The sequence below is a fragment of the Nonomuraea sp. 10N515B genome (genome assembly GCF_052245915.1).
GTDB lineage: Bacteria > Actinomycetota > Actinomycetes > Streptosporangiales > Streptosporangiaceae > Nonomuraea.
The window spans coordinates 32,675-44,974 of the sequence record NZ_JBQQBQ010000070.1; the positions used below are offsets into that span (position 1 = coordinate 32,675).

At 68.4% G+C, this 12,300-nt stretch carries 9 protein-coding genes and 1 pseudogene; 1 reads left to right on the forward strand and 9 read right to left on the reverse strand.

The genetic code is table 11. The features are described 5' to 3' along the window. Positions 1-11: 11 nt before the first annotated feature. The 6 genes from ACTWQA_RS50225 to ACTWQA_RS50250 form a co-directional block, all read right to left on the reverse strand. Positions 12-617, reverse strand: a complete 606-nt coding sequence (locus ACTWQA_RS50225) for a (2Fe-2S)-binding protein (protein WP_443165923.1) — start codon at positions 615-617, stop codon at positions 12-14. Positions 618-981: 364 nt separating this feature from the next. Continuing rightward, on the reverse strand, positions 982-1,692 hold the full coding sequence (locus ACTWQA_RS50230) for an alpha/beta hydrolase (protein ID WP_443165924.1): 711 nt from the start codon (positions 1,690-1,692) through the stop codon (positions 982-984). Between the two features lie 309 nt (positions 1,693-2,001). After that, a complete protein-coding gene (locus ACTWQA_RS50235) occupies positions 2,002-2,862 on the reverse strand; it encodes an alpha/beta fold hydrolase (protein WP_443165925.1) in 861 nt (286 codons plus the stop codon). 172 nt (positions 2,863-3,034) lie between these two features. Beyond that, on the reverse strand, positions 3,035-3,490 hold the full coding sequence (locus ACTWQA_RS50240; protein ID WP_443165931.1) for a class I SAM-dependent methyltransferase: 456 nt from the start codon (positions 3,488-3,490) through the stop codon (positions 3,035-3,037). 147 nt (positions 3,491-3,637) lie between these two features. Beyond that, positions 3,638-5,011 carry an MFS transporter gene (locus ACTWQA_RS50245; protein ID WP_443165926.1) on the reverse strand — a complete coding sequence of 458 codons (1,374 nt, stop codon included), beginning with the start codon at positions 5,009-5,011 and terminating at the stop codon, positions 3,638-3,640. A gap of 795 nt (positions 5,012-5,806) precedes the next feature. After that, a complete protein-coding gene (locus ACTWQA_RS50250) occupies positions 5,807-6,175 on the reverse strand; it encodes a YciI family protein (RefSeq protein WP_443165927.1) in 369 nt (122 codons plus the stop codon). Positions 6,176-6,356: 181 nt separating this feature from the next. Here ACTWQA_RS50250 and ACTWQA_RS50255 point away from each other — a divergent pair. After that, positions 6,357-7,765, forward strand: a pseudogene (locus ACTWQA_RS50255) (ISNCY family transposase). Positions 7,766-7,805: 40 nt separating this feature from the next. On the opposite strand, the gene ACTWQA_RS50260 reads toward ACTWQA_RS50255, so the two are convergent. The 3 genes from ACTWQA_RS50260 to ACTWQA_RS50270 all read right to left on the reverse strand — a co-directional run bounded on the left by ACTWQA_RS50260 (position 7,806) and on the right by ACTWQA_RS50270 (position 12,194). Then, a complete protein-coding gene (locus ACTWQA_RS50260) occupies positions 7,806-10,553 on the reverse strand; it encodes a helix-turn-helix transcriptional regulator (RefSeq protein ID WP_443165928.1) in 2,748 nt (915 codons plus the stop codon). Between the two features lie 282 nt (positions 10,554-10,835). Then, entirely contained in the window at positions 10,836-11,399 is a 564-nt protein-coding gene (locus ACTWQA_RS50265; RefSeq protein ID WP_443165929.1) for a hypothetical protein, read from the reverse strand. 408 nt (positions 11,400-11,807) lie between these two features. Continuing rightward, complete coding sequence (locus tag ACTWQA_RS50270; protein ID WP_443165930.1) at positions 11,808-12,194, reverse strand: helix-turn-helix domain-containing protein; 387 nt, start codon at positions 12,192-12,194, stop codon at positions 11,808-11,810. Positions 12,195-12,300 lie beyond the last annotated feature (106 nt).

Here is a 12,300-nt window from a genome sequence, read left to right on the forward strand (position 1 = left end):
GTGGCCGCGTCTCATGTCCCGTGGGCGGTCTGCTCGACCGCGCGCACGATATTCACGTAGCAGCCGCAGCGGCAGATGTTGCCGCTCATCCACTCGCGGATCTCCTCGGCGGAGCCTGCGTGCCCTTCACGGATGCAACCGATGCCGGACATGATCTGCCCAGGTGTGCAGTAGCCACACTGGAATGCGTCGTGGTCGATGAACGCCTGCTGCAGCGGATGGAGATCATCGTCGGCCGTGGCCAAGCCCTCCACGGTCGTGATCTCGGCGTCCTGCAGTCGAACCGCCAGGGTGAGGCAGGCGTTGACGCGGTCGCCGTTGACCAGCACCGTGCAGGCACCACAGGCGCCCGCGTCGCACCCCTTCTTGGTGCCGGTGAGGTCGAGCCGCTCGCGCAGCAGGTCCAGCAGCGAGGTGCGATGGTCGACCTCGATGTTCTCGAGTACGCCGTTGACCTTCAGCGCGACTCTGCTGGTGGGCCCTGCGTGGGTGCAGCCGAGTCTGCCGGGCTCGCCGACCCGAACGCGAGAATACCCGCTGTCACGGTCCCCGTCGCCGCCGTGAACGTTGTGTCGAGACAACGGCCCATCAAGGTGGTGTGTGTCGTCAGTGGACATGTGGGTCTTCCTTCTTGGCATAGGCCGGCGCCCCGGATGCTGTTCGCTCGGTCGAGGCGTTCACGGCGTTGGACGGCCGTGCTTGTCAGGGATCTGCTCCTCGTTTGCGGCTGGGTACTCGGTCGCTAGCGGCGGTGATCGTGCAGGTGCGGCCCGCGTGAGTGCAACTGTCTGCGCCAAGTGGCGGCGTTGTGTCGGCCCTTCGTGGCGAGGCTGGGTGACCGGTTGCGGGGGTTGCGGATTCCTCAGCATGGCCGGCTCAGGCCTGTTCGAGACTCGTTCGGATGTTCCGAGGGCGAACCGGTGTCAGTCCCCTGGGTGTGATGCAGCACGCTCGCCGGGTTCGTGGTCCGAGCAGACATGGTCAGCCGATGCCGGACGCTTCGTTGCGGGCTGGTGTGAACGTGTTGAGCATTGCTGCGAGCTCTGTGGGGTGGCTGAGGGCAGGGCAGTGGCCGCTCGCGATCTCGTCGGGGGTGATTCCGAGTCGCTCACGTACAAGTTGGCGCTGGAATGCTGCGGGGAACAGCCGGTCCTCGGTGCAGAGGATGTATCGCGTTGGCGTGGTCGGATAGGTGTCGAGGGGCCAGGGCTCGTAGTAGGCGGAGTTGGAGGGCGGGGGCGGTTCCCTACTCGACACCTGGTCGGCCAGATGCTGGGGCACGTCGTGGAAGTAGCCGACGTATGGGTCGGAGGAGCCGGTGAGGCCACCGTCTTTGGCGGCCTGGATTCGAACAGCCTCCGGGTGTCCGGTGTTGCTCCACCAGTCGGCCGGCGGTTCGCCGGGCCGGGGGATCATGGCGGTGACGTAGATGAGTCCGGCGGTGGGGAGACGTTCGGCGACCAGGGGTGCGGTGAACCCGCCGAACGAATGTGCAACAACGAAGAGCTCATCCTGTGTGTCGATGGTGTTGACGACGGTGTCGGCGTAGTCGTCTAAGGTCGCCGTATCGTCGCCGGTCCACAGTGTGGGGGCGACAGTGGTGTGTCCGAGGGATCGGAGTTCGGCTTCTACGAGGTGCCAAAACCAGCCTCCGCCGACGCCGGCGCCGTGGATGAGCGCGAATGTACTCATGGCTCGTTGCCTTTCTTGCTGCGGTGAGGGTGATAGACGCTATTCCCGGTCATGCATCACCTGTGGCGATGCCAGGTCGGCGACGCCGCTGTCTTGTGGCTCGCTGGACTGGGTCAGGTAGGGGTTGTTCAGTGCAGGGCGGAGGGCTCCGGACCTCGTCACGTCGCCTGCTATCAGGGGTCGGGCCGCCGCCGCGTCGAGGTGGGGTGATACGCCGTCGTAGGCACGGGCTGGTCGAGCACTGAAGTGACCTGCCGAACAACCCGGGCGAATGGATCCGCCCGGGTTGTTCGGCGAGGAACATGGGCTTCAGCCTTCTTCGGTGTGCTTGACGATTGCCGCGATGGCTAGGTCCCAGAGTTCTCGTGGCGGTTGTTGATGCCCGACGCCGGGGAGGGGGACCAGCTGCGCGCCGGGGATCTCGGCGGCGAGGGCTTGGCCATGCTCGAGGGGGAGCATCGGGTCGGTGGTGCCGTGCAGGACCAGGGTGGGGGCGGTGATCTGGTCGAGCCGGGAGCCGGTCGGGGTGTCGTCGTCGAGGATGAAGTGGTTGGTCATCGAGGCGGCCATGTCCCGGGTTCGATCGACCTCCTGGGCGGCGAGCTGTCGGAAGAGCGGCTCGTCGAACCCGAGGCTTCCCGCGTACGGCCGTTCAGCCTCGACCCGATAGGCCACCACTGCGTCCCGGTCGGTCCAGTCGGGCTCGGGTCCGGGATCGGTGAACGTGGCCATCACCTGTGGACTCGGCGGCGGGAGCTTACGATCGTGCTCGGCCGGGACGGCAGGGCTGGTTGAGGCCAGGCACAAGGTGATCACCCGTTCGGGGTGTTCGAGGGCGATGCGCTGGGCGATGGCGCCTCCAATCGACAGCCCGACCAGGTGTGCGCGACTCACTCTCAGGGTGTCCAGGATTCGCAGCGAGTCGGTGGCCAGATCGTGGCCGGTGTACGACGGGCGCCCGGGCGGTGAGCTGGTCGACTGGCCGGTGTCGCGGTGGTCGTAACGCACGACGTGGCGACCCGCCTCGGCGAGCCGGGTACAGAACCCCTCTTCCCACCAGATCATCGACTGTGCTCCGCCGGCGATCAACAACACGGTGGCATCGGCCGGGTCGCCGAACGCCTCGTAGCACAGGTCTATCCCGTCGATGGTGACTGTTTGCTTGGTCATGGTGCGTTCCTATTGGTCGTGGCGGGTCGGGTGCTGGTGGGTTGGCCGCTGTCGGTGCGGTGAGCGGTGATGAGCCATGCGCGTGAGTCGAAGACGACCCCCGCCCCGCTGGTGTGGTGGGTCTGGAGGGTGTACCGCAGTCGTGCCCGGGCCTGGGCGGCATCGGGCGGACTCATGCTTGCAAGGGCGTTCTGGATGTTCTGGAAGGCGTGCACGTGTTCGAAAGCGGTGGCGGTGTCGGGCCGAAGACCATGGGTTCGTGGACGTCGCCGAAGGTGATGTTGTGAAAGCCGGAGCGGCCGAGGATGACCGAGGTGGCCGACTTGTCGGCGAGGGTGAATGGGGCGAGCGTTGCAGGGAGCCTGGATTCTTGTGCGGAGGTTCCGAGGGCCGCGTAAAGGGCCGATGCCCACTCATTGCGCTCCCGGCTCTGCCAGACGAGCATCACCAGGCGTGCGTCAGTGCGCAGCGCCCGTGCGATGTTGGTGAACGCGGTGACGGGATCTGCGGATGCAGTGAGTGCGCGGGCACGCCGCAGCATTGCGGCGGAGAGGTCGACGCCAAGCACGGCCCCGGGCGCGGCGGTCCGGGCGGCGTCGCGGGTCGTTTGTCCGGTGCCGCAGCCGATGTCGAGTCCGGGTCGCCGGCGTGGACACCTGTGGCGGTGCGCAGCCGTGCGTTGTGCGCGCGTAGTTCGGCGTCGTAGGCGTCCGCAGGGTCTGGCGGATCCACCTGATCCGGCCCGCCTCTACGCTGCGCTGCTGGGGCGTTGCGTTCAGGTTCGGTCATGGTCCGTTCCTTTCAGTCCAGGTGCGATCTGGTCTGCGCCTGGATGGGACAGAACGCCCAGGGTCTGGAGAGACCGCGCGGCTGCGCGGCGCAGCGGGAGATGCGGTGTTCTCGAGATCAAACCCTCCGGCGTCGCAAGTGGTGCCTTTTGGGGTTGGATCCGGTGCGCAGCCAGCGGGATCCCGGTCGACATCACCGCGGCCAGGGCGAGCAGGCCATTGAAGCCCCAGAGCGCCATGAGCGGCCCCGCGGCTACGGCTGCGGCCGCGGCCATGAGTGTCATGGCGGTGTCGGTGGCGCCTTGCATGCGGGTGTCGCCCATCGAGCATGCGGCGATGTGCGATGAGGCCGCCACGGTGCACACCGACCAGCCGAGGCCAACCAGGAAGAGGCCGAGTCCATGCGTGAACGGGCTCTGCCCGAACCAGCCGACCAGCACCACGAGTGAGACCAGCAGCACGGCCCCTCCCGTAACCAATGCCGTTGGCACTCCGGCTCTGTCGGACAGGATGCCGGACAGGGGGGCGAACGCGTACATTCCGAGGAAGTGGGCTGAGAGGGCAGCGCCGATGGCGGTATGGGCTGCGCCTTGGTGGTGCATTTCCAGCGGCGTCATGACCATGACGGCCACCATGGTGGCGTTGGCGAGCATCAGTGCTGCGATACCCGGGCCGAGTGGGGAGGCGTGACGCTGAGGTCGCACACGGTGGCGTTCGGCTTGGTGGCCAGCCGGCCGTCCCAAGGTTCGGGCGACGATCAGTGGGTCGGGTCGAAGCAGGCTGAAGATCACCAGTGCCGCGATGAGTGCGCCGGTCATGTCGACCAGCAGCGGCCCCGCCAGCGGGTGCAGGCCGAGCCGTGTGGACACGGCCTGGGCCGGGCCGACCATCAGGGGCCCCAGCACCGCACCCACCGTGGCGACCCACACCACCATCGACAGCGTGGTGGCGCGGCGGTCCTCCGGGGCGAGGTCGGTGACCGCGTATCGGCAAATGTTCGTTGACGCCGATGATGCACCGAGCGCGCCCATGCCGGCGATCAGGAGAATGAAGCTCTCGGTGGTCGCGGCCACGACACACGTACCTGCGCCGATGGCGCCGATCAGGTAGCCGGCAGCCAGTCCGCCGCGCCTGCCCTTCCTGTTCATCAATGGTGCCAGCAGGTAGGAGGCCGCCCCAGCACCCAGGATCAGGGTCGCCTGAGCCAGGCCGGCAGCGCCGGAGGAGCCGGCCAACTCGGCCGCCAGTATCCCGCTCACGGCGAAGGTGAGCGCGACCGCGATGCTGCCGACGACCTGGCTCACCATGAGGAGGATCAGGGTTCTCCTCTGCACCCTTCGGAGGTCGAACGGGAGTGCCATAGCGTTGACCTTTCGGGTAGGTGGAGCGGGGGTTGGTGTGGGTGCTCGAGTGGGCGCCGACGCGGAGTAGGTGGCTCGGTGGCCGCGGCGGGCACGACCGGGCCGCCATGGGGTGACCAGGGGCTGTGCTGACCCCAATACCTGGGTGTCATTGGCTTGCGTGACGCGGTGCGGCCGGCGTGGCCGTTGAAGAACGAGGCGGGCTATCCGCTACGGGTCGCAAGCGTGATCCGACCGGCGAAAGCGCGCGGTACAGCAGTGACCTTGTCTGGCATCGCTTCCGAGCCGACTCCCTCGCGGCGCTGTCGTCGTTCCCGGCGTGGAGTGCGAACCAGCGCACGTTGTCTGGGGAGACCGGCCGGGTCGCTATTAGCCTCGATCCGTGGATCAGCCTGCGTGGTGAGTCTCGCTCGCTGAGTTGATCTTGTCCTGCTGGTCGGGTGTGGCTGGGCGTCTGGGGTCCGCTGGCCGGCGGTGCGCAGCAGGTTGGGTGACGGCACGCGAACGCCGGTCCTGATCAGAACCCGTTCGATTTCCAGATCTTCCTCGGGAGGTGCGCCCTTCACGTCACCTCGCCGAGGACCATCCAATGGTTCTGACCGTTGCTCGTCGTGAGCGTGCACCGGACCCTACGGGTGCTGACCGGCCCGGCGTTGCGCGAGTTAACGGTCCCACCCTTCACGTAGACGATGTCGCCTTCGCGAGCAAGCACGGTTCCAGTGGCATCTACCAACCCGGTCGGATCAGAGCGAAGCCGCATGCCTTCGGGCCGTTGATGTGTCGCCGGCCGGACCGTCAGGCAGCGGGTTCCTCCTGGAGGGCACGTACCTCGATCCTGCTTCGCAGCGCCCGCGAGACCTGCTTGGTCCATTCGATCGCGACGTCGTCGTTTTCGGCCTCGATGATCCAGAAGCCGCCGAGGTACTCCTCGGCCTCGACGAAGGGGCCTGGTGTGAGTACGGGGCTATCACCGGAGTAGTCCACCGTGGTCGCGTTCGACGGCGGGTGCAGGCCTCCAGCGGACACGAACGCGCCCGCCTCCTGAAGGGCGGTGTTGAACGCATCGACCGCGGCCATTATCTCCAGCAGCTCCGCGGGGTCCATGCCCTCCATCGTCGGCTCCTCGGCGGAGTCGTGGGGGAGGCTCAGAAAGTACTTTGTCATTGTCGTCTCCTCGTCGTGGGCGTTGCTCTCGATGGTTGTTTCTGACGAATTCGAGCGTTGCGGCCGACGACCGCTGTCTGAACGCTGGAAACGCTAGGCGGGGGCTCCCCAGTGACGCATCGGTCATCGTTACCGGTGTCCGGGAAACCGATGACTGGCGTCGGCCACTAGCTACTTGCCCCTGAAGAAGTCCCCGGGGTGTCTCGGGGCGACAGATCGCGTTGCGGGAGCGCTGTTGCCCGAGGAGGTGACGCGACTGCCGCAGGAGTTAGCCCGGATCGACGCCTACCTCGATGATGAGCGGTTCATCGCGCCGTGGCGGAGCATGTTCCACGCCCGGTTGGGCCGCCCGTCGGTGTCCGTCACCAGCTTGGTGCGGTTGCTGTACCTCAAACACCGCTACCAGCTGGGTTATGAGTCGCTATGCCGGGAGGTCGCCGATTCCATCAGCTTGCGCCGGTTTTGCCGTGTCCCGCTGGACGGGCGGGTACCGCATCCGACCACGCTGATGAAGCTGGTCCGGCGAGCGGGGCCGGAAGTGTTCGACCAGCTCAACGTGGCACTGGTCGGCAAACTCGCCCAGGATCGGCTGCTGCGCGCCCGCAAGCTGCGCATCGACACCACGGTGGTCGAGGCCGACGTCGACCACCCACCGACGCCGATCTGCTGGAGCACGGCGTCCGCAAACTGAACGGGCTGGTGCGACGGATCAAGGCCGCTGGAGCGGCCCGTCGGACCCGTTTTCGCGACCGCCGCCGCGTGGCTGGGCGGCGGATCAAGCAGATCAGTCGTACGCTGCGGCGCCGCACCGGCCAGGCACTGGGAGAGATCGACCGGCTCACGGGTGAGATCGCCACCATCGCCATCCACACGCTCACCGACGTGGCCGAGGTGATCCGCAATGCCCGCCGTGCCGCATCCTGGCGGCCGTCGGGTCGGCTCAACCGTCTGGTCAATGACCTGGCGCAGACGGTCGCTGGGGTGGAGCGACTGCTGAGTCAGACCGCGCAGCGCCTGACAGGTAACCGCACCATCCCCGGCTGGATGGTGTCGCCGGCCGATCCCGATGCCCGCCCCATCCGCAAAGGCAAGCCTCAGCACCCCACCCAGTTCGGCTACACCGCTCTGCTTGCCGAAGACGATCGTGGCTTCATCGCCTTCCATCAGGTCAACAAGGGCAACCCGGCAGACGCTGGCCAGCTCCTGCCCGCCGTCGAGCACGTCGTCAAGGCCACCGGCCGCATCCCGGCAACGGTGGCCGGCGATCGAGGCTTCGGCACCGCCGCCAACGACAAAGCCCTCGCCGACCTCGGCGTCAGACACATAGGCCGGCAACGCGGGGGCACGCTGAGCAAGACCCGCCGACAACACGAGCAGAGTCGAGCCTTCCGCCCCCTGCGCAACTGGCGCGTGGGCATCGAGGCCCGCATCAGCCACCTCAAGCGGGGGTTCGGACTGCGCCGCACCCGCCTACGCCATCACGCAGGCGCACGGACCTGGGTCGGACTCGGGATCTTCGCCTGCAACCTCCAGCGGATGACGGTCTCAGCGGGTGACCACAGGACCTGGGGCCGTTGGGGCCAGGTCTGACCCACTGCATCCACGCTCCCCGACATGCGCATCCGGTCGATCAGGGCTCGCCAACGGCGGGCCAGACGAGGTCGGTCAGCTCGGCGCGACCGGTGACGCCGAGTTTCGGATACGCCTTGTAGAGGTGGTGGCCGACGGTCCGTGGGCTGAGGAATAGCTGTGCGGCGATCTCCTTGTTCGTGTGACCGGTGGCGGCCAGCCGTACGACCTGCAGTTCCTGCGGGGTCAACAGGGTGAGCGGGCCGCTGCGCTGAGGCTCATCGCCCCGCTCGCCGAAGGCGGCTAGCTCGCCGCGCGCACGCTCGGCCCAGAGCCCCGCGCCGAGGCGCTCGAACGCGGACACCGCCGCCGCGAGATGGGCGCGGGCCTCGGTACGGCGGCGCCGGCGGCGCAGCCACTCGCCGTAGACCAGCTGGGTACGGGCGCGCTCATAGGGGCCGCCGTGCCGCTCGTGGAGCCGCAGCGCCTCGGCGTACAGCGCATCGGCGTCGCCGTCGTCGGCCAGCAAGGCCCGGCAGCGTAGTACGAGCCCGGTGGCGACCGGGCGGTCGACGTACTCAGCCCAGTGGCGGAACGCTGCCAGTGGTCCGTGGGCGCGATCCGGCATGCCGCTGCGCACGGCTGCTTCCACCAGATCCGGCACCGCCCGGACCAGGAGGTCGCGGCTTGCAGGTCCCCGGGACACTCGCTCGAGCCGGTCGAGTGCTTCCCCGAACCGCCGGGCGGAAAGGTCGAGCATGCCGAGACCCCAGGCCGCGATCTCGGCATTAACCCGGTGCCGGGCTCGGGCGCGCGGGAGCACCTCCTCGGCAAGAGCTCGGCAGCGTGCCTCGTCACCCGACACGGCGTGTAACCACACCTCCACCGACCGGTGTGCCAGGCTCTCGGTCGTGTTCCCGAGTTCGTCGCTCACGGATGCGCCTTCCGCCACACACGCGCGGGCGTCCGCGAACTCGCCGCGGAACAGCCGCGCCACCGCGAGCACGTTCAGGGTGTACGGGACCCACCCCAACGCCCCGTAAGCCCGCACCTCGGCCAGCATGTCCTCGGTCCCGGCGATGACGCTGTCGTCGTCCGCGATCATGAGCCCGCCGAACCCGGCCGTGATGCGATGAATCAGGTCGTTCCCGCCGCCGCGTGTGGCGGTGTGGAGATCGCGCATCGGGCCAACGGCCAGCTCTGGGCGTCCGGCGAAGAGCTCCGCCCACCCGAGAAGGGCGGCGACAACGGGTGCCCAGTGCTCCGGCGGGGTGAACCCGTGCATCAGATCCGCCGCACGCTGCAGGAGGTCGTGCGCCGCTCCGTGCCGGGCGGCGTGCGCAGCCTCGTAGAGTGTGAGCGCGGCGCGCTCCGGATCGGTGTCGCACACCAACGCGGCGGCTTCGATCGTCAGCTCCGCATCGGCCCGCGGCGAGGTGCGTTCGTACTCCACGGCGCCACGGGTATAGATGGCCGCGGCCCGGATGCCGGGGTCGGTGGTGAGCGAGAGCGCTTCGGCCGCCAGCCGGGCGGCGCGGTCGGCCTTGCCGGCATCGAACGCGGCCTGGCTGGCCCGAGCGATACGCCGGGCCTTCAGCTCCCGGTCGGCACTGAGTCGACCGGCGCGGTCGTAGGCAGCGGACATCGCCATCGCGCCGCCTCGGTGCCAGGCCCGCTCCGCCGCGCCTTCCAGTTCGGCGGCCACAGCCTCGTCGGGGGCGGTGGTGGCAGCAGCGAGGTGCCAGGCCCGACGGTCGGCATCGGCGTCCGTGCGCAGCGCCTCGGCGTACGCGCGGTGTACCTCGATCCGCCGGTGCAGCGGCGCGTCCTGGTAGGCGGCTGCCCGTACCAAGGGGTGGCGGAACGTGATCTGGCTGTCGATCCAGACCAGCCGGTCGCGTTCGGCGGGAGCCAGGTCGCCAGCGGCGCCACCGAGGGATTCGATCACGTGCAGGATCGTCGTAAGAGGCGCCGCCATGTCGGCCGCCGCCACCAGAAGCGCGCGTTGGGTGGGGTCGGGAAGCCCCACGATCTGGTGGCGGAAAGCCTCCTGCACGCGGCGGGTCACCGGCAGCGGGCCGACCTGCTCGGCCGGGTCGGACTCGTCGACATCGTTTGCCGCGAGCCGCGACGACCCGAGCTCGATGATCGCCAGGGGATTGCCGCCGGACTCTGCGAGGACCCGGGTCCGCACCGGTTCGATGAGTTCCGGTGCGTGGTCGTCGAGCAGTCGGGCGGCATCGGGCGCGGCGAGGCCGGACAGATCCACGACCTCGACGCCTGCGATTTCGAACGGCACCGACGTCTCGCGCACCGCAAACAACACCGCGATCGGATCGGCCACGAAGCGGCGGGCCGCGAACAACAGCGCCTCCACGGAACCCTGGTCGAGCCATTGCAGGTCATCGACCACGCACAGCAGCGGGGCATTCTCGGCCAGATCGGCGAGCAACGACAGGGTGCCGGCCGAGATCAGGAACCGGTTGGCTTCGTCTCCCTCTGACAGGCCGAAGGCGCAACGCAGTGCCCTGGCCTGGGGAGCGGGGAGGGCGTCCAACCGATCCAAGTGAGGAAACAAGAGTTGGTGCAGGCCGCCGTACGCCAGCTCGGAGTCGGACTCGACCCCTGCTCCGCGGACCACATGCATGCTGCCCTCGGCTTCGGCGATCGACACAGCGTGGTCGAGAAGAACCGATTTCCCGATGCCCGCTGCGCCCCGCAGCGCCAGCGCGCCGCTGCGTTCGTCGCATGCATTTGTCAGCAGGCGTTGAATCCGCGCTTGCTCGACCTCCCTGCCCACCAGTGACATGCGTAGCTCCTATGTCAAGCCGCTGCCGGGAGTGCAGTCGGCTGGACGGTTTTGTCGGGTTGGAGGGTGTTGTAGACGATGCGGGCGAGGCGCCGTGTCACGGGCGTAGTCCAGGAAGGTGGTCAGCTGCGTGCGCTCGTCCCAGGTGGGAGGCGTATCGGTTCGTTGCGTCATCGCGAGGAGTTTCCCGCAGCTCGGAAGGGGTGTCGAGTGATTAATGGGCGAGACCCTGTCGAGTGCTGGCGGCACCTCGCCCTGGGGACGGCTGAACGCGCCGAGGACCTATCGCAGGCGGATCGCCTCGCCCGCGCGGCGGCAGACCGGGTACACCGGGTTCCCGCCGACGTCCAACCCCTCGACGAGGCGGTCATCGGTGACCACGATGTCCCATTCGCCCGGGGCGACCATGCCCACCACCAGCCCTGTCAGCCACGGCCACGACGGCCTCATCCGTGTCGTCGGCCGTGAGCGGGTGGCGGACCCGCACCGGCGACGCGTCCGGGACAGGATGACCGTGTTGCTCGCCGCGAACGCCTCCACCGCCGCCACGTACTGGTCGACCTTCGCGGCCTCGGCCGCGTTCAGGTCCTGGGCCTGCCAGCGCTCGCCGGTCTCCACCCACAGCCACAAGTCATCGCGCTGCACCCCGAACACCTGTTTGATCCGCTCAACGGTGTGGTCGTCCAGCAGATGCGGGGCTCGCCGCGCCGGTTCCAGGCTTTGCAGCTGCTCGCGGTTGGCGCCCAGCTGCTCCAGGACGACCACGGTCATCATGTCCACGTCGGCCACCGGCCGCCACTCAGGCTCGCCTCTGCCGTCCCTGCCGCCACCATCACCACGCGCCATGCTTCAGAATCGTCCCAGACCACCAGCAGCCGTCCGCCCTGTCCTCACCACATCGAGGACCCGGCCCCAGCACGTTCGTCAACGGCACCAACGCCCCGGTGATCAAGCAGCCAGTTCGACGTCGGTGAAGTCGACCTCACTGACGGGCATGACCGCGGCCGTCACCGGCTCCGGCCTCGACTACACCAGGACTTCTCGCCAAGAAATTCGACCTCCTGCTCGCCATCCGCGACCACGAGTACGTCACCTGGTCCGGCCGCCACCGCCCCGCCCTGAACCACCTGCCCGTCCCGCCCCCAGCAGGCACGGCTACCGTTGCGGCTCCGCGTCGGCGGCACCCATGCGACGAGGGCGAAGGCCGCCCCGCCGAACAGGCCCAGGGTCAGGCCGCCGGCCCAGGTCCTGGGCTCAGACCAGCAGCAGGAGCAGGTGGCGCGCAGCCGTGTGCTGGGCGTGCATGAGCCGGTATTGGCCGGGTGGCATGCCGTAGGCGTGTTTGAAGAGGCGGTTGAAGTGGGTGGCGCTAGCAAAGCCCCAGCGGGCGGCGATCGCGGCGACCGGGCGGGCAGCCAGCGTGGGGTCGGCCAGGTCGTGGCGGCAGCGCTGCAGCCGCCGCGTCCTGATCCACTCGGCCACCGGTTGGTGTTCCTCGGCGAACAGCTTGTACAGCTGCCGCGGTGAGATGTGGTGCGCGACGGCGATCGACTGGGGTGACAGGCGCGCATCGCCGAGATGCCGCTCGATGTAGCTTTGACGTGCTCCTCTCCATGAATGACCCCGTTGCGGATCTCTCATTCGGGGTGGGCTTTGAGAAGGCGGCATAGGTGTGAGACGCGAGTGGGCTCGGGCCGGTGACCTTGCTGCCAGGCGTCGATGCGGGTGAGGTTGATAGCGGTGGCGG